Below are 22,808 nucleotides of genomic sequence, written 5' to 3'. Positions count from 1 at the left end.
AATTATGAAGCAGGATAGTACATTAGCAATAATATTGGTATTCATGTTCATTGCTATTATAAGAGCTATAGGCATAGAAAACATACCGTTTCCAGTAACCATAGCTATAATTATAGTATGCATGATAGTAGCTTTGGTAATAGCTTTAAAATATAAGTGTGGTAAAAAAGAACATATTTATTTAATAGTCGAGACCATAATAGCGATAATACTTTTTAGTATAGTTATAGTATTCCTAATTGTAGATAAGGATTTTCCTAAAATTTCAAAGCAATATAAAACAATATTTATAGTTTTAATTGCTGTTCTATTTCTTAGTTTATTAGCAGTGTCAATTGCTAAAGGAATTTACCAATATAATGCGAAACATAAATTTAAAAAATGATAAAAAAGCACCATGTAGTTAAAGAAAAATATAGGTTTATCTCGAAATTTTGTGGAACATGCGTAGCATATTGTGTAAAGCATTACCTCACTGGTAAGCTTCCTAAAAGTTAACCAAATAATTTTATGGGAATAGTTTACAATATGTAACAAATGTCCTGCTCAATTTATTAATTTACTAAACATAATATTTTTACCAATATAAAAAAGGTGGTATATCCCTAGGTTTTTTAAAAGGAGAAATATCAATGCAGATGGGATTATAGGTGAAACAGGAGAATTACTAGGACATAATTTGTTTGCTTATAGCAAGAATAACTGGGCAAATATGAGTGACTACAGTGGATTTAGACCAGTATATACTTTAGGTGAAGAGACAGAGGCAATGAGGGCAGCGTCTTATGCGGTGATGAATAGAACTAGAGCCAATAGAGTTTTTAGAGCAAGTGGAAGAGCAAATAGTTTTCATCCTTCAGTTCCTAATCTTGGAGCAACTATTTCTGGAACAGCTACAGGTATAGCTAAAAACATTTCCAAAACAGTAAGAGGATATGTAGATAAAAATAGTACTATAGTTTCTATTATTCCTAAGACTAGTATAGCTCAAAAAATACAACCCTATGCAAGAGCAGCAAACAAACTATCTAAGGCTTTTACAGTAATAACAACTGCTCTTGATATAAATAGTACATGGGATCCATCAGTAAAAATGCCCACATGGAAAAGAGTACTTAAAACAGGACTTCAAGTGGGTGGAATAGTGGCATGCGCTTATGTGGGAGCACATCTTTCAGGACCGCTTCTTGCGAAGGGTATGTTAGCGGGAGGATATAAAGTAGCTGGAGCTATAGTAGGTTCAACTGGTATAGATTATTTGGCAGGTAAAGCTATTGGTGCCACACAAAACTTTTTGTACAAGAAATTTGGAATGGAATAGGTGATTTTATGATTTATAAAAGTAAAAAGACAGCGGCGATCATTTACTTTTTTGTCTTAATTGGTTTTCTATATTTTTCTTATAATATTAATGAATTTGGGTGGAGAATATTCTGTTTAGTCTTTGGTGTTTGGGCATCAATTATGTATATATTTGCAGTGTTTGAATATTATAAGGTAGACGAAACAAAAATTATACATGTTTATAGACTTGGATTAAAAAAAGATGAAGTTTTGTGGAAAGATATATGTAGAGTATATGTATTTGGTACAGGATTTTTTAAAGCAATAAGAATTGATTATGGTATGTTTGGCGAGAATGATATGATTATAAATACAGAAATAAAAGGGTATAAACAATTAGTAAAAACAATACTCCATAACACCGAGAATAATCCAGATGTCTCTATAGACATAAGACTTGATGATTTTTTAAATAGTTAAGTTTTTGCAAGTAGCCTGAAGGTAATTACTTTAGGCTACTTATTAATATAATTATAGAGTTTGTAATTTTAGCCTAATAAGGGCTTTTTTTATTGAATTAAAAATGATTTTTAGAATGGATGTAGAATTACATATAAAGGAATAAACTTAGGGAAGTTTAAAGGATACAGTAGGAGAGAAAAATCCTTATAGGTATAGAGGATATAGGTATGACAGTGAGACAGGACTATACTATCTTCAAAATAGGTACTATAATCCAGAATGGGGTAGATTTATCAATGCAGATGGGATTATAGGTGAAACGGGAGAATTACTAGGACATAATTTGTTTGCTTACAGCAAGAATAACTGGGCAAATATGAGTGACTATAGTGGATTCAGACCGGTATATACTTTAGGTGAAGAGACAGAGGCAATGAGGGCAGCGTCTTATGCGGTGATGAATAGAACTAGAGCCAATAGAGTTTTTAGAGCAAGCGGAAGAGTTGAAAAGCATTATCCTTCAGTTTCTAGTAAAATGTCAGCTGCTTATGGAACGTCCATAGGAGTAGTTGAGAATATTTCTAGAAAATCTGTAGGATATATAGATAAAAGTAACGCTATACACTTTTATCCTAAGACGAGCATAGTTCAAAAGATGTATCCCTATGCACAAAAGGCTAAAAAACTATCAAAATGGTTTACAGTAATAACAAGTGGATTTGATATAAGTAAAACATGGGATCCATCTGTAAAAATGCCTTTATGGAAAAGGGCACTAAAGACAGGGGTTCAAGTAGGTGGAATAGTGGCAGGTTGTGCAGTTGGAGCAACTATTTCAGGACCCATTCTTGCAGCTGGTATGGCTGGTGGGACTGTAGGAACAATGATTGCAGGTATTGGAGGTGCACTTGCTATAGATTATTATATAGGTGAAAAAATAGGCAGTATGCAAGAAAGAATATATAAAAAATTTGGAATGGAGTAGTTAATTATGATTTATAGAACTAAAAAAACTTCATTGATTGTTTGTTTTTTTATTATAATTGGTTTTATATATTTTATTAATAGCATTGATGATATTATGTGGAAAATATTAGGAGCGTGTAATGGAATTTTTATGTTAGTTATGTATGTATTTGCAATATTTAAGTATTATAAAGTAGAGGATGCAAGGATTATTTATAATTCAGGAATAAAAAAGCATGAGATTTTATGGAAAGATATATGTAGAGTATATATAACAGGCGAAGGTGTTTTTGCAGCAATAAGAGTTGATTATGGTTTATTTGGAGAGAATGATATGGTTATAGGTAGAGATATAAAAGGACAAAAGGAACTAGTAAAAACGATACTTGAAAAGACTGAAAATAATCCTAATATATCTATAGACAGAAGATTAGATGATTTTTTAGATAGCTAGGTATTTGTAAGTAGCCTGAAGGTAATTACTTTAGGTTACTTATTAATATAAATATAGAGTTTAAAATTTAGCTCAAGAAGGGCTTTTTTTATTAAATTAAAAATGATTTTTAGGATGAATGTAGAATTACATATAAAGGAATAAACTTAGGGAAGTTTAAAGGATACAGTAGGAGAGAAAAATCCTTATAGGTATAGAGGATATAGGTATGACAGTGAGACAGGACTATACTATCTTCAAAATAGGTACTATAATCCAGAATGGGGTAGATTTATCAATGCAGATGGGATTATAGGTGAAACGGGAGAATTACTCTCACACAATATTTTTGCATATTGTAATAATAATTTTGTAAATTTTAATGATCCAAGTGGTTACTTACGTTGCGCATTGGATTATGAAGGTGGCGGTTCCTATATTGGTAATGTATCCACAACATCAAAACCTGTAGTAGAAAATTTAAAGAATGTAGGAAAGATGGTTGCAATAAATACGATAAATGGAGGCATGGATAAAGTTGTTTCAACTGTTACTGCAACAGTACTAATACCACTGGTATGGGATTTGTAGCAGCTGTCGCAATAGCAGTAGTAGAGAAGCTAAGAATATTATAAACGGAGATAGATTTTGGGATTAGTAGGAGAGAAAGATGAAATTTAATATTAAGAATAATAGTTTTATAGTTACGTTAATATCAGTTGTTATATTTGTATTTTATAAGAATTTTCCGGAGAAAATACAAATATTTGTACCATTAGTACTAGGGGTTTATTTTGCAGTTAATATAGGTGTCTTTATATATCAAAGGAAGTATTGGGAAGAGATTTTGAGAATGGCTGTACTATTTGTTGTAACAATTGTAACATTTATTAATTATTATAATTCTGCATTTAAATTTGATAATGCTTTTATTAAAATAGCATTATTTACAATAGGATGGACATTTCCTTGTTTGGCATGTACTGGTGTTATTTCATGGAGAAGAAAGGGAGATATAAATAAATATAAACAAAGCTTATTTTTCTTGGTATATAGTATCATCTTAGCTTTATTCTGTACAGTAATAGTTATATTTAAATAACGCCATAAATTTCTAAAGGATTTTTGTATAAAAGGATGAATATTATGGGAGATGATAAGATGAAGGATGCTATAAAATCTAATATATTTTGGATATGTATGAGTGGAATGATTGTAGGACGTATTGCTAGTAGAATATTAACAAATTATTTTGGTTTGGATGGTCATAATATAGTTGGAACTGTAGCTGCAGGTATTGTATTTTGTTCAATTATATGGTTGTTTATAACACGACAATATTTCTGGGCTCTAGTGTCAATGGTGGTAAGCATACCTTTAGTTATAGGGTTAACAGGAATGTACTTAGATAATACACATATAATGGGTATAGGTATATTACTAGTGTTTATTATGTATCCAATATTAATAAAAATTATACCAAAATTAAAAAAAGATAAATAATTTTTAAAGTAGTAGAAAAGTGTTAAGTTATCTGGAAGTAGCCTGAAGTTAATTACTTTAGGCTACTTATACATATACATTTTAGAGTTTAAAATTCTAGCCCAATAAGGGCTTTTTTTATTAAATTAAAAATGATTTTTAGGATGAATGTAGACTTATATATAGATGTAGATTTAACTTAAAGGTAAGGAAAAACGTTAGAAGTAAAGAATATAAATAAACTATAAGTTAGAGTTAGATATTTAGGAAAAATAAAAAATTATTGTATGAATAGCAAAACGTCAGCAGATTTTAGTAATTGTTGACGTTTATTTTTGTTTATAAATAAAACAAGCTGATATGTAAGTGTGGTCAGAAAAGCCTAAGTGTTTAGAAAAAGTACTACATTTTTGTTTAAAAATGCTTAAAGTAGGATATATTAAACAATACATAAACTTTGTAGTAATATGACAATAAATTTACCTGCAATAGTATTTACTTTAGGAGGTTAATATGGAATTTAAAAGAGTGCCTAAGCATATAGGTATAATTCCAGATGGAAATAGAAGATGGGCTCAAGCTAGGGGACTTGATAAAAAAGATGGATATAGATTTGGTATAGAGCCGGGCTTTCAGCTTTATGAAATGTGCTTGGAGTTATGGATAGAAGAAATAACTTTTTATGGATTTACTAAAGATAATACAAAAAGGCCCAGCGAACAAACAAAAGAATTTAGAAAAGCATGTGTGGATTCAGTAATGGGTTTGGCTGAGAAAGATGGAGAGTTATTGATTGTAGGTGATACAGAATCTAAGTTGTTTCCAGAAGAATTAAAGCCATTTACCAAAAGAACTAAGTTTGGAAAAGGCGGTATAAAGATAAATTTTTTGGTGAACTATGGATGGGAATGGGATATATGTAAAGGGTGCAAAGAAGGAGATAGCAGTAAAATGCAGAAACATATACATTCTTCAGATATATCTAGAATAGATTTAATCGTACGCTGGGGTGGAAGACGCAGATTAAGTGGATTTTTACCCGTACAATCTGTATATGCTGATTTTTATGTTATAGATGATTTATGGCCAGATTTTAATAAAGAACAGTTTTATGATGCATTAAAATGGTATGAACATCAGGATGTTACTTTAGGTGGTTAATGTATAAAGCTAGGGTTATTCGTTTAAAAGAAATGCTCTAGTTTTTTGAGTTCACAAATTTTAAAATAAATTTTGTTATATATACATATTGACAGTAAGAAATAAATTGGTATAATTTTATTGTAAACTTAATATTTATTAAGAGTTTACAATAAGGAGGGTATTATGAATTTTAGAACTAAAAATATTGTATTTGTAGGGATATTTGCAGCGCTAACGGCGGTGGGAGCATATATAAGAATTCCTATTCCATTTGTCCCTTTCACATTGCAATTTTTATTCTGCGCACTAGCTGGAATATTACTAGGTTCAAAACTGGGAGCTTTATCACAAATTTTATATGTAGTGGTGGGGCTCATGGGAGTGCCAGTATTTACTGAAGGGGGAGGACCTGGTTATATATTAAAGCCTACCTTTGGGTATTTAATAGGATTTATAGTTGGAGCATATGTTATAGGAAAGTTAGTGGAGCGTATTTATGCTAAAAAACAACACCTGTCCTTGGGAAAAATTTCGATGATTATACTTTCTGGGTTATTTTTTGTTTATTTATTTGGAGTTATATATCTTTACTTAATTTACAATTTATATTTGGGAATAGGTAAAAGTTTTTATTGGGCTTTATTTTATGGATGCATAGTTTGTTCTGCAGGAGATATAGTTTTAAGTATAATTACTGCTTTTTTAAGTGTAAGAATAGTTAATATAATGAAGAAAACTGGAATGTCACTAGTTTAATATATTAAAAGTTCATCAGCCATAGCAAAATTGTAAATTAAAATTTATGGTGGTGGAGTCATAAGGCAAATTTAAGTAAAAGGAGAACTGAATTCAATGGGTTTTATTAAAGAAATGAAGGATAAAATTATAAATGGTAATGAACTAACCTTTGAAGAGATTTTAGAAATTTACAAAAATGTGGAAGTCCAAGAGCTTTTTAATGTAGCAAATGAAATAAGAAAGAGTTTTATGGGAAATAGCATTGATTTATGTACCATAATGAATGCTAAATGTGGAAAGTGTTCAGAGGATTGTAAGTATTGTGCACAATCAGCTCATTATAATACAAATATAGAAACTCATGGCTTGGTAAATAAACAGGAAGTTTTAAAATTAGCAAAAAACAATGAGGAAGAAGGGGTTCATAGATTTTCTTTGGTGACTAGCGGGAAGGGGCTTAATGGTAAGGAGTTTGAAGAAATACTACATATTTATGCGGAAACTAAAAAAAATAGTAAATTAAAATTATGTGCTTCCTTGGGAATATTATCCTATGAGCAATTAAAGAAGCTCAAAGAAGCAGGGGTGTGTAGATACCACCATAATGTAGAAACAAGTAAAAGATATTTTGGTAGTATATGTACAACCCACAGTTATGAGGATAGAATTTCTACTATAAAATTAGCTCAAAAGGCAGGTTTAGAAGTTTGTTCTGGTGGAATTATAGGCATGGGAGAGAATTTGGAAGATAGAATAAGTATGGCCTTCCAGCTTAAAAAGCTTAATATAAAATCTATACCTATAAATATATTGAATCCCATTAAAGGCACACCTTTAGAAAAATCTCAAAGACTTTCAGAAGAGGAAATACTAAAAACTATAGCTATATTTAGGCTTATAAATAAGGATGCATATATAAGACTAGGTGGGGGCAGATGCTTTTTAAATAATTTTGCAGAAAAGGCTTTTGAAGTAGGAGCCAATGCAACTATTACAGGAAACTATCTTACCACATCTGGAAATAACATTTCTCAAGATATACATATGCTGATAAAGAAAGGGTTTGATTTTGAGAGATGAGCAAAGGAATTTATATAGTGGGAACAGACACAGATGTAGGTAAAACAGTAATTTCAGCAGCAATTATGTATGTTTTAAGAAAAGCGGGGTACAATGCAGCTTATTTTAAGCCAGCTCTAAGTGGAGCTTTGAGGGAAGGAGAAAAATTAGTTCCAGGGGATACTAGATTTGTTTGTAAAGTTTCAGATTTTAAAGAGGAATATAGAAGTATAACACCTTATGTATACGAAAATGCGGTATCACCCCATTTAGCTAGTAAAATGGAGAAAAAACCTATAAGTATAGAAAAGATAAAAGAGAAATTAAATGATCTAAAGGAAAAATACCCATATATAGTTGCTGAGGGCAGCGGAGGAGTTGCTTGTCCTATTATGGAGGATGAAAAAGGAATTTATTATTTACATCAGCTTATTAAGGAATTAGGTATGAGTGTAGTTTTAGTATGTAAAGCAGCACTTGGTACCATAAATCACACAATACTTACAGTGGGATATTTGAGAAGTTTAGATATAAAAATTAAAGGCATAATAGTAAATGGTTATGAAGATAATTTTATGCAGAGAGATAATCTTAACATTATAAAAAAGTCCACAAATTTGCCTATATTGGCAGTAGTGAATAAGCTTGAAAATGTGAGCGTGGATAAGCTTCATTATGGTAATTTAAAGGAAGAGGCAGATAGAAGTCTAGAAGCAAAAGAAATTTTCAATACTATGGATGAATTTTAAATTTTGCAAAATAAGAAGTAATGACAACTAAGTAGCGATGTATTGTAAGGAGAGGTTGAAAATGAATTTAGAGGATAAGGATTTAAAATATATATGGCACCCCTGTTCCCAAATGAAAGATTATGAAGAGCTGCCCCCTATAGTTATAGAAAAAGGGAAGGGAATTTACTTATATGATATTCGTGGAAAGAAATATATGGATTGCATTTCTTCATGGTGGACAAACCTTTTTGGACATAGTAATGAAAGAATAAATGGAGCTATAAAAAAGCAAATAGAGGAAATTGAGCATGTTATATTTGCTAATTTTTCAAATAAGCCAGCCATTGAATTGTCAGAAAAGCTAGTAAAGATAACTCCAGAAAGACTTAAGAAGGTTTATTTTTCCGACAATGGTTCCTCAGCGGTGGAAATAGCTTTAAAGATGAGTTTTCAATATCATCAGCAAAAGGGCAATAACAAGAAAGTGAGATTTGCAGCTATTACTGATGCTTATCATGGAGAAACTTTAGGAGCACTTTCTGTGGGAGATTTAGATTTATACAGCAGAATATATAAGCCACTTTTATTAGACACATTGCGGGTAGAAGGACCAGACTGCTATAGGTGCAAATTTAATAAATGCAGGGAAAATTGCAGTGCAGAATGCTTTGATTCTATGGAAAAAGCCATAAAGGAACATAAAGACGAACTTTGTGCCATAATAATAGAGCCAATGGTTCAAGGCGCTGCAGGTATGAAAATGTACTCACCTATTTATTTAAAGAAGCTTAGAAAGGCCTGTGATGAAAATAATATCCATATTATAGCAGATGAAATCGCTGTGGGATTTGGAAGAACAGGAAAAATGTTCGCTTGCGAACATGCAGGCATAAGTCCAGATTTAATGTGTTTATCTAAAGGTATATCCTCAGGATACATGCCTATGTCTGTAGTAATGACTAGTGATGAAATATATAATGCTTTTTTAGGAGAATACAAAGAACTTAAGACTTTTATTCACAGCCATACTTATGCAGGAAATGCCATGGCCTGTGCTATAGCTTGTGAAAATTTAAATATATTCAATGAAGAAAATATTCTAGAGAAGAACATTAGTAAGGGAAAGCTAATAAGAGATTTGACCATAGAAAAAATGAGAAACTTACCAAACGTCGGAGACATAAGAAGCCTAGGCATGATAACTGCCATTGAATTGGTTAAAAACAAAGAAACAAAGGAAACATTTCCATGGCAGGACAGGGTGGGATACCAAATATATAAAATTGCCTTGGATAAAGGTTTATTACTTCGCCCTATAGGAAATGTACTTTATTTCTTACCTCCATATATTATAACTGATGAAGAAGTAGAGGAAATGGTTGATTTAGCCTATGAGAGCATAAGTGAAATTTTTACACTAAAAGAATATATTGTGACATAATAAATTGAAGAAAAATCTGATTTTAATTCCGTAATAAATGTATAATTTGGGACTGTTCACAATACGCCAAGAACTTCTAAATGTCTCACAGTTAAAGACCCTAAAGCTTTCAAACTCACTCGTTCCTCGTTCAAACATGAAAGCTTCTTAACGGGTCTTTAACTGTGAGACATAAGAAGTTCTAAGGCTAGTTCAATAGTCCCCAATTCTACATTTATTACTACATTAAAATCAGATTTTTAGTTTAATATGTATATGGTTTGAGAGGAGGAGCCTGCTAAAGGATGATTTTCCTCCTCTACGTTACAGAAAATCTTTAATTTATAAAACAAATAAAAAGGCTCCCATAATCTTTTTAGGCGTAGCCTTTCGTTTAGGACTTAAATCCCGGTTATTAATAATATTTTGCTATAATGCATTGGCTTGTCTAAATCTTAGCTTTAATATTTAGACTGGCTGCCGCCAATAAAAGATTTTAAAGGCTTAAAAGAAAAAGCTATAATTATTCGATATAATAGCGTAATTATAGTTTTTATTATCAAATTATTGTATCTATATATTTTTTATTCAATTAAATATTTTCTGTAGCATAGCGGAGGAAAATCATCCTTTAGTAGGCTGTCTCCCACCATAAGTAATGTACGTATGAATCGAAAAATTTGTCTTTAAGGTAACAATAAATATATTTTTTTAGACTATTGAGCTAGCCTTAGAAATTCTTTGTTTTCAATTTTCAATACCCGTTAAGAAGCTTTCATGTTTGAGCGCCGTTAGAAGCGAGTTTGAAAGCTTTAGGGGATTGAAATTTGAAAACATTAGAATTTCTTGGCGTATTGCGAACAGTCTAATAAAATATATTTATTGTGGACTTAAAGACAGATTTTTCTTATGGAACTTATATCATAATTTACCTATTTTATGGTGATTGCAAAGAATTTTCCCCATCTTGTAGCGAGGATAATGGTGTTTTCATATATGGCTGGAGAGCTTTCTATATTACTTCCTAATTTTATAGAGTGAAGCACTTTGCCAGTGATACCTTCTATTAAAAATAGGTTTCCAGCAGAATCACCTTGGACAATATAGCTCTTGCCTTTAGAGTCGTAAACGGCAGTAGGGGAAGACCAACAGTAATTATTCATTTCTAGCTTCCATACTTCTTTACCAGTTTTTTTATCCAAAGCTAATAAAATTCCACCATTGAAATTTTTGTATCTAGCTATATTAAATATAACTAGATTTTCTATGTCATTTTTGCCTATAATATTTGTGGCTAAGGCACCGCCATTTACAGGACTTTTACCAAGAAGAGACATGGCTTCAAAGGATTTTTCAAATATAACTTTGCCTGTTAAACCATCTAGCTTTCTTAAGTTACATATGCCCTTAGCACCCTGTTTATCTACTTCATTAGCTGTGTATATGCATGGAGTACCATTTTCTTCTTCTATGGTTATGGTAGCATCTGTATCGTCTGTGTTATCAAAGGTCCATAGGGGCTTCATATTTTGAAGATTTATGCACTGTATGTTTCCGGAATTATCTCCAAAGTAAACTAGATTTTTATATACTGCTGGAGAATTTTCCATGCCCTGTTCTGGGATTTTTTTCGTAGTATATCTATATTTAATAACTTCAGGTTTTATGGAGATTTTCTTATGAGCCATGTTAAAATTTGTGTTTAGTTTTATATTGTAAAACAGTCCATTCTCACCGCATAATATAAGGGAGTCATTGTTTCTATTTATAAGTGGAGAACTATCAAAGGCGCCCCAGTTTCGTAGAGCTAAACTATCTCTTCCATCTATAAAGTATAAAAGAGAACTATCTATTAAGTTAAATATTCTATAGCCGATAGCACCCTTTTCAGGAATACCTTGTCCTACATAAAGTAATGGATACCCTCTTGGATCTATAGAAACACTTCCCTTTATTGGATTGCTTATATTTATTGGATTTCTGGTTTCCTCTCCGGTTTCTAAATCTATAAAATATATGTGACCATCCAGTGAAGCATATATAACTTCTATAAAGTTATCCTTAATTTTAAACTTATCTTTAATATTCATTATTTTAAGTATATCTTTAGGCCATTTAACAATGGCAGGTTGACCAGTCCAACCAGCACCTCCGCCCCAGGTGCTTGAATGGGTATTGAAATGCCACTTTTCTTGTAGCTTTTTTTCTTTTATATTGCATGTACCGAAAGAAGGACTATTTCTTAGATTATCTCCTCTAAAAGTAAGTATTCCATCCATAGTTGAATATTTTTTTGGAAAGCTTATATTTTCATTACTTACATAAGCATTTATAAGTTTATTGTTTAAAAATAAATCATATTTTATATTAGGCAAAGTTCCATTATCTAAGTAGAGAAGTTTTTTATCATTTTTTACACTTTCATTGGAATTTAAAATTCCATGACTAAGAGTGGGCAAGGTTTCGTTAGAGTCTATTGAATATAGATGTTTTCTTTTTTTTTGAAACTTATTTTTTCTATTTGGTGATTTAGTATAACAGCTGCAGCAACTAGCCAAAATAGTAATACATAATAGTATTAATAAAGTTTTCCTTTTTATCATTTATTTTTTATCCTTTCTAAAATGTAAATTTGTAAATTGATAATATACAATATGATCTCTATTATGAAATTATTACCAAATGACTAAATAGTATTCTATGATTACCCCACAAAAAGCATTACATTACTTGAATTATGAAATTTATCTGGAATGACTTGCATAAGAAGCGAAGGAACTGTTTAAATTAAATTTATTGTTCCGAGCTCTTATGCAAGTCATGGAGGAGAAAGTTCATAATTCCACCACATTGTATCTTTTGTGGTTTAAGCATTCTATTTGCTTATAAATTCTCTATTCAAATGTTCAGAAAATGGAGCAAGATTGAATGAAAACGTTGTGAAAACCCCATTAATAGAGGCATTTTAAGTGTGTAAATTGGATAGAAATTAAATTTTGTATTAATATATAAATGGGGATACTATTTTAGTAGAATTATTAGATGGAGGTATGGCTAATGAATGATATGAAGTATAAATTATTGGCGTTAGATATGGATGGAACATTACTCAATTCAGAATCAAGATTAGAAAAGGAGAATGTAGAGGCAATTAAAAAATGCTTAGACAAGGGAGTAAAGGTTGTACTTGCATCTGGAAGGGAATTTAATGCAATTAAAAAATATATAGATAGATTAAATATTACTGGAGAATTAGCAACTATAAATGGAGCAGTAATAGTTAAAGCAGAAAATAAGCAAATAATTAAAATGCATACAGTAGATAAAAATATGTATAAGGAGATAATTTGTAAGCTTAGAGAAGGAAATATAAATTACATTGTATTTGATCAAGAAAATTCATATGTAGATAAGGAAAATCCAGAGTTTGATTATTTGAGAGAAAAAAATATATGCGTATGTTTGAATATAAAAGATTGTATGGAAATAGAACATGTCACAAAGATAGTAGGTGTTTGCTTCACAGAGGAGGAGAAAAATAAATTTAATAGAATTATAGAGCCATATAATATACCTGTAATGCAAACAGGACCGTACTATTTTGAATTAGGAAACGAAGATATAAGTAAAAAATATGCCATAGAATACATTGCTAAAATTAACAATATAAAGAAGGAAGAAGTAATAGCAGTAGGTGACAGTGAAAATGATATAGAAATGATAAAATATGCAGGATTAGGAGTTGCCATGGGCAATGCGTATGATAATGTTAAAAAGGTAAGTGATTATGTAACAGATACTAACGATAATCATGGTGTAAGCAAGGTTATAGAGAAATTCATATTAGCGTAGAGTAAGAATATTGTTATGTAAGTGCAATAAGAAAAATCTGTCTTTAAGTCCACAATAAATATATTTTTTAAGACTGTTCGCAATCCGCCAAGAAATTCTAATGTTTTCAAATAAATTAAAAATTTTCCATAGATAAGCAGAGGAACTTTAAATGAGCAAAAACACTTACATTATTTTACATTACTTAAGCACACTTATTGTGTGATAATTTAAGAGTATCAAAAATAGCATTTAAACTAACTCCTTTTTTATATTGAGAATATACCCAAGCAATTACTTCTTGTTGGGATTGTTTACGAGCTATTTTTAAACCTTCTCCAAATTTAGAACAATCTGTGCTTATGCAACAAGTACAATAAAGATAAGTCAATTGAGTTAAAATCCAAAATCTCTTTATGGCTTTTTCACCACGAACTTGATAATTATCAAAACCTAATTCCATCTTATTTTGACGGAAAAATACTTCAATTGTCCAACGTTCACGGTATTGAAAAAGTATTTCTTCTGTTGTGAGATTTATATCTGTTGATATAAAAGATTTTAATGCTTTTTCATTATAGAGAGCTTCTTTAGGATAACTAATAAGAATTACAACATTTTTAAAACCATTGATTTTGCCCTCATATCTATAAACATAGTAAGAGTGCTTATTCACTGTTACGAGGTGAAAGTCTTCCTTGTTTATAGTTTTGGCAAAACCATTAATTTTATGATTCATGCGCGAGCACTTTGGGTATATAATTCTATTAGTTTTTAACGCTCCTATATATTCAAAGCCTTTTGCCTTTGCTGTTTTTATAATTATTTCAGCACTATACCAACTATCCCCTAAGACGAAACCTTGAATAGGTGGTTCGGGTAATGAAGATATTATATTTACAGCAATATTAATCTTAGTAAATTTTTTATTGTCTTTATCGACTTTAGTCTTATCATAAAGCGTTAGCTGATAAGGAATTGTAACATCGCCACATTGTAGTAAAGCACCTACAACTTGGTGTCCATAGACTTTTTTATTTTCTAAATGTGATTGATGAAATTGACACTTTTCTATAGGATTTTTAGCCCGTGACGAAGGCTTTGTCTTCTTACAGATAGTATCATCAATAATCACATAAATAGGCTTTCCTGTATCACGAGATAACTGCCAAATTTTATTAACTGCGAACTTTTGTAATGCTCTCAAAATATAATCTTCATTCCATGGGCTTTTGGATAAAAATTGACCTATGGATGTTCTATAAGTACTCTGATAGCAACTTTCAGCTATATGAATAACTTTGCCATCATACCCACGACCTACGGCTGCAAAGATAAATTCACAAACATGTTTTAATTGAGGCAGTGTTAAATATAATGATAATCCAAGTTTAATTATGAAATTGTTAATCTCTTTATTATATGGTATATTATTTTCTGTAGACATTTATATTCATCCTTTGTTTATGTTTTCTGACAGAAATATAATACACTAGGATATTATGAATGTCTATTTTTATTCCATAATTTGTTATGAAATTTGCTCATTTAAAGCAGAGGAAAATTATCCTTTAGTAGGCTTCTCCTCTCAAACCAGATACATATTAAGCTAAAAATCTGATTTTAATGTAGTAATAAGTGTGGAATTTGGGACTATTGAACTAGCCTTAGAACTTCTTATGTGTCAAAATTAAATACCCGTTAAGAAGCTTTCATGTTTGAACGAGGAACCAGTGAGTTTGAAAGCTTTAGGGGCTTTAACTGTGACACATTTAGAAGTTCTTGGCGTATTGTAAACAGTCTAAAATTACATATTTATTACGGAATTAAAATCAGATTTTTCTTCAATGTATTGCTTCACAATATATGATATAATGTACATGGAAGTAGGCTGTATATGAAGTTTAAGCAGAGTTAGCATAGGGATGAGTTATATGTAAATTAAGTCTCAATTGATTTGAGGATAAGGTGTTAAATATGGGAAGATTTATAGTTTTAGTTATAGATGGATTAGGTATTGGAGCAATGGAGGATGTACAGGTCAATAGAAAAGAGGATGTAGGAGCTAATACTTTAAAGCATGTATTTTGTAGGGTTAGCTCTTTAAAACTCCCCAATTTGGAGAAAATAGGAATAATGAATGCTTTAGATTATGAAACGGAGTATATGAAAAAGAGTTTAAATTGTACTTACGGCAAATGTGCTCTAAATCACCCTGGAGCAGATTCATTTTTAGGACATCAAGAGATTATGGGGAGAAAAGAATTTAATAGAAATATTCAAGTGTTTTCTGAAAAAGCCCATGAAATAGGAAAGTTACTTGAGCATCAGGGATATAAAATAGAATATATAGTAAAAGAAAAAAACTTTAAATTACTATGTATAGGAGATTATATTATAATTGGTGATAGTTTAGAAGGGGATATAGGACAAATATATAGTGTTACAGCTGACCTGAACAAAATAGGATACGAAGAAATCTTTAAAATAGCTAATATTGTTAGAGAAGCTTCAGAAGTTTCAAGGGTTACGGTTAACGGGGCTTTTGTATCAGTAGATAAGTTAAAGTTTTTTATAGAAAAAAAGCAAAATGGAGTTATAGGTATAAATCTAGTAAAATCAGGGATTTATGAGGATAGAGGATATATAAATGCTAATTTGCCTTTTTATCATAAAGATGATAAACAAATTCAATATTTGTTAGGATATAAAAACATTCCAGTAATTTTGATAGGAAAAGCAGGGGATATAATACATAATCCTCATGGAAAGAATTTAATACAAAAAGATACGAAAAATATATTAAATTTAACTTTAAAGGAGATAATAAATACTAAAGAAGCATTTATTTTGAGCAATGTGCAGGGAACGGATATAGCAGGACATGTTCAAGATGCTTATAAATATGCTATGGAACTTAAAATAATAGACGAATATATAGGTAAAATACTTAGTGTAATGAATGAGGAGGATATATTAATAGTTACAGGAGATCATGGAAATGACCCAACTATAGGGCATAGTAAGCATACTAGAGAGTACGTGCCTATATTGATTTATGGGCAATGTAATTTAAATGGATTTATAGGTGAAATTCCAACCTTATCTTATATAAGTAGTATGGTTAAAGAATATTTTTTAATGTAATTATAAAATAACCTTAAAAATAGTAAAATAAAATATATTTTAGCTTGTAAGTGACAGTTTTTTTAGGGTATAATAATTAGAATAATATGTATAGGAGTTGATAATATGGCGGCTTCAATTAAAGACGTAGCGAGAGAAGCAGGCGTATCAATTGCAACGGTATCAAGAGTTTTGAATAATATAAATGTGGTAAATGAAGAAACAAAGAAAAAGGTATTAGAGGCAATTGATAAGTTACAATACAGACCGAATATTGTAGCTAGAAGTTTAAAAACACAAAGAACCAGTACTATAGGAATGATAATTCCTGATATATCTAGCCAATTTTATCCAGAGATAGTAAGAGGCGCTGAGGACGTTGCTAATATATATGACTATAACATAATGCTTTGCAATACGGACTTGGATTTAGAAAAAGAAATAAACTACTTAAGAGTTCTTAGGGAAAAGATGGTAGATGGAATACTTTATATGAGTAGTTCCCTGCAGCCTAAAATATTAGACTTTATAAAGGAATTGGGAATTCCAATGGTTCTAATAGAGAATACAGATAAGGAAAAGAATTTTCCAAGCGTTTCCATAGATAATGAAGGTGCAGCTTATGATGCAGTAAATTACTTAATTAAAAATGAAAATAGAAAAATAGCTTACATAGGAAATAAAGATGATGAAAATAACATAACATCTATGAGATATGTAGGATATAGAAAAGCTATTGAAGAAAATGAACTAAAATCTGAAAAATCTCTTATTTACTCTGGTGGATTAAAGGTAGAAGATGGGTATAAGGGAATGATAAAGATATTAGAAAATGAAAATGTGGATGCAGTATTTTGTGGTAGCGATGAATGTGCTATAGGAGCTATAAATGCTTTGAGAGAAAAGGGTATAAAAGTGCCAGAAGATATAGATGTAATGGGATTTAACGACATATATGAAGCATCAGTATTTTATCCTAAGCTAACTACCGTAGCACAACCAATGTATGATATGGGATCTGTAGGTATGAGAATGTTAATTAAAATTATTAATAAACAGAAGATGGAAGAAAAAAATTATGTACTGCCTTATCAGCTAATAGAAAGAGAATCATGTAAAAAACAAAAATAAAAGAGAAGCTAATGCTTCTCTTTAAAATTTTATATTTTAACCATATTTTAACCATATTGAAACTATTTATATATATAATTTTCTATACGGTGTATAATTAAAATAGGAGTTAAAGTTTAATTCTTACTAGGTTTTGCTAGAATAAAAATAGTAAATGCTAGTATAAATAAAATAAGCAGGAAATAAAATTTATATAATTTTATCTAAGAAAAGGATGTGGACAATCCATGAAACGAAGAAAAAGCTTTTTTATATATCTTATAGATGTAATTTGGTTAATTGCCTTTGCGGCAATATTGCTAGTAATTACTTATTTTAAGAGAATGTTATGTAAGCCAATAGATATTTTTAAAACAATGATGGATAATTAAATAATACTTATTTTAAAAAAGTTCTATGGTTATTTTAAAATTTAAGTCTTCTTCTTTTTTAAGATAAAATAGCTTATTGTTTTCTTTTGCAATAGGAATACTGTCATAAAATCCATTAGTAGGTTCTAGGGCACAATTATAATCGCCTCTAAAACCTCCTTCAGTAATCCAAAAACCTAAATAAGGAAGCACATCCTTATTGAATTCTATTTTGTATGTTACATCTTTATTAGGATAATAAACAGAACAAATTCCTTCTTCTAAAATGCTATAAGCATAATATTTTTCAGTATTATTTAAATCTTTTTTTCCTACTTTATTCAAATTATAAATTTTCCCTTGTGGAGTTGTTGTTTGAGGATAAGGATGTATAGAATTTAGCTCACCTAAATTATCACTCTTGTGCACATTTATTATTTTTTGTGTTCCCTTTGGAAAGTTGATTTCCATTTCTTCTTCACAATTTATTAAACAGTGCATAGCCCATATGCATGGTATAGGTAAATTGCCAGTATTTTTAATATTATAATCTATTATTAACTTTCCTTCTTCTAAATAAAGAGTTTTCATATATTTATAAGGTAATATGGTACTATTAAAACTCAATAAAACTTTTTTATTTTCTATTTTATAATCAAAAGCTGAGGTCCAAATTTCACCATGATCAGGATATAAAATTTCCTTGTTTTCATAGACAACTCTGCAAGGGTCTATTGTAGGAAAAGCATCATCAAAACCTGAGGCATCAAATTTTTCAAAGTGGGAATTTAATGAAGGCTTTTCGTATCTTTTAAATTTATTTTGAAATAGAAGTTCAAATTCCTTTTTCTTATGATATATGGATGCTATTTTTCCACCTATTTCAGGTAGAACAACTACTCTCAAATTATCATCTTCTAAATATATACCTTTGGTATTCATGAAGTTTTTAGTATAAATCATATAACACCGCTGCTAATAATACATAAAAATTTATATAGGAAAAACCTACAATTTTACAGCAGCGTTCACCTCCTATTTGTATATTGTAATTTATCAGTTGAATTATTTTATTTTGTATATCCATTCGGATGAGTTTTATGCCATTGCCAAGCAGTATCTATTATGTTTTCTAAGGAATTGTATTTAGGATTCCAATTTAACTCTTCTATAGCTTTTTTTGAAGAAGCTATTAATATTGCAGGGTCTCCAGCCCGCCTTGTACTTATTTCACATTTTATTTTAACTCCCGTTATTTTTTTACAAGTTTCTATAACTTCCTTTACTGAAAAACCTTCTCCATTTCCTAGGTTGTAAATTTTACTTTCTCCTGTACGTTTAAGTCTTTCTAAAGCTAGAAGATGTGCAGAGGCTAAATCACTTACATGTATATAATCTCTTACACAAGTGCCGTCTTTTGTTGGATAGTCATCTCCAAATATGCTTACTTTTTCTCTTTTACCTAAAGCAGCTTGAAGAATTATAGGAATTAGGTGAGTTTCAGGATTATGGTCCTCTCCAATTTTGCCATTGATATGAGCTCCAGAGGCATTGAAATATCTAAGAGCTGTATATTTAATACCATAAGCATTATCACACCATTTTAAAATTTTTTCTACAGTTAATTTAGACTCTCCATAAGGATTAGTAGGATAAGTTTTATCATCTTCTAGTATAGGGGTATTTTCTGGTTCACCGTAGGTAGCAGCAGTAGAAGAAAATACAATATACTTAACTCCAAAATTTTTCATGGTAGTTAATAGGTTTATAGTAGAATACACGTTATTATTAAAATATTTTAGAGGATCCTTAACACTTTCTCCTACCAGTGAATCAGCTGCAAAATCAATAACGCCTTCTATAGAGTTTTCCTTAAAAACTTTATCAAGAAATTCAGAATCTCTTAAATCTCCAATGTATAATTTACCCCCCAATAAGGACTCCTTATGTCCTTTTTGTAGATTATCTACAATAATTACTTCTTTATTATTTTCTAAAAGGTGAGCAACCATATGGCTGCCTATATATCCTGCACCGCCACAAACTAAAATAGACATTAATATCCCTCCATTTCATTTAAGAAAACCTTTTCTATAACTATATTATCATAAAATTTACTATTTTATCAACTTTTATTAAAATTCAGAGAAAGAATATGTTGTGAGATAATACATTAAACAAAAATCTGATTTTAATTCCGTAATAAATGTGTAATTTGGGACTGTTCACAATACGCCAAGAACTTCTAAATGTCTCACAGTTAAAGCCCCTAAAGCTTTGAAACTCACTCGTTCCTCGTTCAAATATGAAAGCTTCTTAACGGTTCTTTAATTGAGAGACATAAGAAGTTCTAAGGCTAGTTCAATAGTCCCCAATTCCACATTTATTACTACATTAAAATCAGATTTTTAGTTTAGGCTATGTTTTAAATCAGTGTTGAAAATGGATATTTATCACAGAAATAGGTTATAACATAGATAGAATAGTGNATCTGGCTTTAAGCCTATTAAGGCAGCTTTTTTTGAATCAAATCTGTCATTATGCACTTTTCTAATGTTAATGTTTGTGCTATTCTTAGTGATGATAGGATTAATTAGGTTAACATTAAATCCAGTATCACGAAGATAGCAGAAGAGTGGGTAATGATAAATTCCCGTGGATTCTAGGAAAATGCGACTTTCCAAAGAATACAACTCTTCTGCTTCTTTTATTTTAGAAACAGCGAGTTCAAGGGAATCAATGTTTGAATGTAGTATTTTAAAAGGCTTTCCAACAAAGGTCTGGTTAGGAAGTGCGATAGACATCCAACTGAAATCTGCACCAACATCAATACCGACCGAGATAAATAAATTTTTAAATAAAATGTTTGACATGAGCAAAAGCTCCTTTCCGATAGGAATCCATTTCCATCTAATGAGTACACAACCTTGCGAGTTATACAGGTATAGCCTGAGGCTCCCAACCAGCCGAATCATAAAACCTCATTGAATGGACTAATTGACTAAATCACGGGTATGAGTCAGCAGATACTGACTTCCCAAGGAGGAAAACATTATTTGTCCTATCCTTGAAGATTATACTTTATGAAAAGTCTGGAGTCTATATAGGAACCGTCAAGCATGATAATTAACTAAGATAACATCTGATGAAGGAAGAAATCCTTCTTCTGTTATCTATTATAGAAACAATTAAATTGAGATGAGTAGTCTTAATGACTACATCATTATTATACAAGGAGGTAGAATTATGCCAAATGTGAAGTCTATATTAAATGATATTGAAAAATAGAGAGCCAATGTATGTATAGTATATGTGATATTTTGTAAATTATGTTATAATAAGTTTTGTTAAAAGCTATAATCTAATGAATAATAGTAAATATTATGAACTATTTGAGGAGGGAGAAAATTGAATGTTATTAATATTCTATTAAATATTATTTTGATTTGTATAGTTGGGCAATTCGCTACAATATCACATGAATTCGGACATGCTATACCAGCATTATTATTTACGAAAGATAATGTTAAAATAACTTTTGGTAATACTGTTAGGAAGTCAAAAAAAATTAAATTTAATAGACTATTCATTGAAATAGGCACATTTCAGCCATTTTTAGGAATAGTAACATGGAGTGGTGATATGTTATCCAAACTAAAAATTATAATTTGCTCTGCTTGTGGACCTATGACTTCTTTACTTATCGCAATAAGCCTAATATATATAAGTGGAGGGATAAATAATAATATGCTAAGAAAATTAATTTCCTTTTCAGCATATTATCATATTTGGCAATTTATATTTACAGCAATACCAATAATTTATCCAAAGTGGTGGGCTGGATATGGCGGTTATCCAAGTGATGGATATAATATAATAAGTGCTATAAAAGAAACATAATTTTAAATTTCAGAAAAACATCTATTTCTTAATATTCTAATATTGAGCATTATAGGTAGACAATCCTACCTATAATTTTTATAAGGCTATATTTCAACACTATATTAAAACATAGCCTTAGTTTAATATGTATGTGGTTTAAAAGGGGAAGCCTATTAAAGGATTATTTTCCTCCGCTTCGCTATGGAAATTTTTTAATTTATAAAAAAGAAAGTATTCATGATATTTTTTTAAGCGTAGCTGTTCGTTTAATTCCCAGTCACCAAATAGTTTAATAGTAATTTTTTATTTTTAAGTAGTAACTACTAGGTACTAGATGGTAGATTCTAGGAGTTGAAAAAACGCTCATATTATTTTTTTTAGGCGAAGCCTTTCGTTTAAGCCTGAATTCCCCGTTATTAATAATATTTTGACTAATTGGAAGATATAATTAGTTACTTTCATTAGAAACTAATGAATAACCAATTATTAAAATATTGAATAAAATTTAATATGTTTTGCCGTAAGGCATTGACTTGTATAAATCTTAGCTTTTGTATTTACGCTGGCTGCCGCCAATAAAAGATTTTTAAAGCGCTTAAAAAGAGAAGCTATAGCTATTCCATTTAATGAAATAGTTATGGCTTTTTTGCTATACAAATTATTTAATTAAAGATTTTCCGTAACATAGCGGAGGAAAATCCTCATTAACTCGTAACTCTTGGCGTATTGCGAATAGTCTTAAAAAATATATTTATTATGGACTTAAAGAC

At 30.2% G+C, this 22,808-nt stretch carries 22 protein-coding genes and 2 pseudogenes; 19 read left to right on the top strand and 5 right to left on the bottom strand.

Annotated elements, in window-relative coordinates; genetic code table 11:
* Positions 1 to 4 precede the first annotated feature (4 nt).
* From C1715_RS17370 to bioA, 14 genes and pseudogenes are all read left to right on the top strand, one after another.
* Positions 5 to 385: a hypothetical protein gene (locus C1715_RS17370; protein ID WP_102401608.1), complete on the top strand. Its 381-nt coding sequence runs from the start codon at positions 5 to 7 to the stop codon at positions 383 to 385.
* Between the two features lie 294 nt (positions 386 to 679).
* Complete coding sequence (locus C1715_RS17365) at positions 680 to 1,321, top strand: hypothetical protein (protein ID WP_102401607.1); 642 nt, start codon at positions 680 to 682, stop codon at positions 1,319 to 1,321.
* A 143-nt stretch (positions 1,322 to 1,464) separates the two neighbouring features.
* Positions 1,465 to 1,764 (top strand): hypothetical protein, encoded by a 300-nt coding sequence (locus tag C1715_RS17360; RefSeq protein WP_180964127.1) that lies wholly within the window; start codon positions 1,465 to 1,467, stop codon positions 1,762 to 1,764.
* A gap of 184 nt (positions 1,765 to 1,948) precedes the next feature.
* Positions 1,949 to 2,731, top strand: a pseudogene (locus C1715_RS17355) (RHS repeat-associated core domain-containing protein); the annotation flags it as partial.
* A gap of 6 nt (positions 2,732 to 2,737) precedes the next feature.
* On the top strand, positions 2,738 to 3,166 hold the full coding sequence (locus tag C1715_RS17350) for a hypothetical protein (protein WP_102401605.1): 429 nt from the start codon (positions 2,738 to 2,740) through the stop codon (positions 3,164 to 3,166).
* Positions 3,167 to 3,349: 183 nt separating this feature from the next.
* Positions 3,350 to 3,529, top strand: a pseudogene (locus tag C1715_RS19895) (RHS repeat-associated core domain-containing protein); the annotation flags it as partial.
* Between the two features lie 27 nt (positions 3,530 to 3,556).
* A complete protein-coding gene (locus C1715_RS19890; RefSeq protein ID WP_242971989.1) occupies positions 3,557 to 3,736 on the top strand; it encodes a hypothetical protein in 180 nt (59 codons plus the stop codon).
* 79 nt (positions 3,737 to 3,815) lie between these two features.
* Complete coding sequence (locus tag C1715_RS17340; protein ID WP_102401604.1) at positions 3,816 to 4,247, top strand: hypothetical protein; 432 nt, start codon at positions 3,816 to 3,818, stop codon at positions 4,245 to 4,247.
* Positions 4,248 to 4,291: 44 nt separating this feature from the next.
* On the top strand, positions 4,292 to 4,648 hold the full coding sequence (locus C1715_RS17335; protein ID WP_102401603.1) for a hypothetical protein: 357 nt from the start codon (positions 4,292 to 4,294) through the stop codon (positions 4,646 to 4,648).
* A gap of 492 nt (positions 4,649 to 5,140) precedes the next feature.
* A complete protein-coding gene (uppS, locus tag C1715_RS17330; protein ID WP_102401602.1) occupies positions 5,141 to 5,788 on the top strand; it encodes a polyprenyl diphosphate synthase in 648 nt (215 codons plus the stop codon).
* A gap of 165 nt (positions 5,789 to 5,953) precedes the next feature.
* Positions 5,954 to 6,526: a biotin transporter BioY gene (locus C1715_RS17325; protein ID WP_102401601.1), complete on the top strand. Its 573-nt coding sequence runs from the start codon at positions 5,954 to 5,956 to the stop codon at positions 6,524 to 6,526.
* 96 nt (positions 6,527 to 6,622) lie between these two features.
* A complete protein-coding gene (gene bioB / locus C1715_RS17320; protein WP_102401600.1) occupies positions 6,623 to 7,588 on the top strand; it encodes a biotin synthase BioB in 966 nt (321 codons plus the stop codon).
* Positions 7,585 to 8,316, top strand: a complete 732-nt coding sequence (gene bioD, locus C1715_RS17315) for a dethiobiotin synthase (protein WP_102401599.1) — start codon at positions 7,585 to 7,587, stop codon at positions 8,314 to 8,316. The genes bioB and bioD overlap by 4 nt, the downstream gene beginning before the upstream one ends.
* A 61-nt stretch (positions 8,317 to 8,377) precedes the next feature.
* Positions 8,378 to 9,739, top strand: a complete 1,362-nt coding sequence (bioA, locus tag C1715_RS17310) for an adenosylmethionine--8-amino-7-oxononanoate transaminase (RefSeq protein WP_102401598.1) — start codon at positions 8,378 to 8,380, stop codon at positions 9,737 to 9,739.
* Between the two features lie 911 nt (positions 9,740 to 10,650).
* On the opposite strand, the gene C1715_RS17305 is transcribed toward bioA, so the two are convergent.
* Positions 10,651 to 12,321: an outer membrane protein assembly factor BamB family protein gene (locus tag C1715_RS17305; RefSeq protein ID WP_102401597.1), complete on the bottom strand. Its 1,671-nt coding sequence runs from the start codon at positions 12,319 to 12,321 to the stop codon at positions 10,651 to 10,653.
* 454 nt (positions 12,322 to 12,775) lie between these two features.
* On the opposite strand from C1715_RS17305, the gene C1715_RS17300 reads away from it, so the two are divergent.
* Positions 12,776 to 13,570 carry a Cof-type HAD-IIB family hydrolase gene (locus tag C1715_RS17300; protein ID WP_180964126.1) on the top strand — a complete coding sequence of 265 codons (795 nt, stop codon included), beginning with the start codon at positions 12,776 to 12,778 and terminating at the stop codon, positions 13,568 to 13,570.
* Between the two features lie 184 nt (positions 13,571 to 13,754).
* Here the strand turns inward: C1715_RS17300 and C1715_RS17295 are convergent, their stop codons facing one another.
* Positions 13,755 to 14,996: an IS701 family transposase gene (locus tag C1715_RS17295; protein ID WP_102399572.1), complete on the bottom strand. Its 1,242-nt coding sequence runs from the start codon at positions 14,994 to 14,996 to the stop codon at positions 13,755 to 13,757.
* 530 nt (positions 14,997 to 15,526) lie between these two features.
* Between C1715_RS17295 and C1715_RS17290 the strand changes: the two genes are divergently transcribed.
* The 3 genes from C1715_RS17290 (at position 15,527) to C1715_RS19560 (ending at position 18,177) form a co-directional block, all read left to right on the top strand.
* Positions 15,527 to 16,696 (top strand): phosphopentomutase, encoded by a 1,170-nt coding sequence (locus tag C1715_RS17290; protein WP_102401595.1) that lies wholly within the window; start codon positions 15,527 to 15,529, stop codon positions 16,694 to 16,696.
* Between the two features lie 105 nt (positions 16,697 to 16,801).
* Entirely contained in the window at positions 16,802 to 17,806 is a 1,005-nt protein-coding gene (locus C1715_RS17285) for a LacI family DNA-binding transcriptional regulator (protein WP_102401594.1), read from the top strand.
* Positions 17,807 to 18,033: 227 nt separating this feature from the next.
* Positions 18,034 to 18,177 (top strand): hypothetical protein, encoded by a 144-nt coding sequence (locus tag C1715_RS19560; RefSeq protein ID WP_180964125.1) that lies wholly within the window; start codon positions 18,034 to 18,036, stop codon positions 18,175 to 18,177.
* A 12-nt stretch (positions 18,178 to 18,189) separates the two neighbouring features.
* Here the strand turns inward: C1715_RS19560 and C1715_RS17280 are convergent, their stop codons facing one another.
* From C1715_RS17280 to C1715_RS17270, 3 genes are all read right to left on the bottom strand, one after another.
* A complete protein-coding gene (locus C1715_RS17280; RefSeq protein WP_102401593.1) occupies positions 18,190 to 19,119 on the bottom strand; it encodes a DUF5107 domain-containing protein in 930 nt (309 codons plus the stop codon).
* Between the two features lie 107 nt (positions 19,120 to 19,226).
* Complete coding sequence (gene galE / locus C1715_RS17275; protein ID WP_102401592.1) at positions 19,227 to 20,213, bottom strand: UDP-glucose 4-epimerase GalE; 987 nt, start codon at positions 20,211 to 20,213, stop codon at positions 19,227 to 19,229.
* Between the two features lie 396 nt (positions 20,214 to 20,609).
* Positions 20,610 to 21,029 carry an IS110 family transposase gene (locus tag C1715_RS17270; RefSeq protein ID WP_341457757.1) on the bottom strand — a complete coding sequence of 140 codons (420 nt, stop codon included), beginning with the start codon at positions 21,027 to 21,029 and terminating at the stop codon, positions 20,610 to 20,612.
* 535 nt (positions 21,030 to 21,564) lie between these two features.
* Between C1715_RS17270 and C1715_RS17265 the strand changes: the two genes are divergently transcribed.
* Entirely contained in the window at positions 21,565 to 22,056 is a 492-nt protein-coding gene (locus C1715_RS17265; RefSeq protein WP_102401591.1) for a hypothetical protein, read from the top strand.
* Positions 22,057 to 22,808 lie beyond the last annotated feature (752 nt).

It is taken from the genome of Haloimpatiens massiliensis, assembly GCF_900184255.1.
Lineage (GTDB): Bacteria > Bacillota > Clostridia > Clostridiales > Clostridiaceae > Haloimpatiens > Haloimpatiens massiliensis.
The sequence above is the reverse complement of the archived record's forward strand: the minus strand, read 5'-3'. Positions and strand labels throughout refer to the sequence as shown.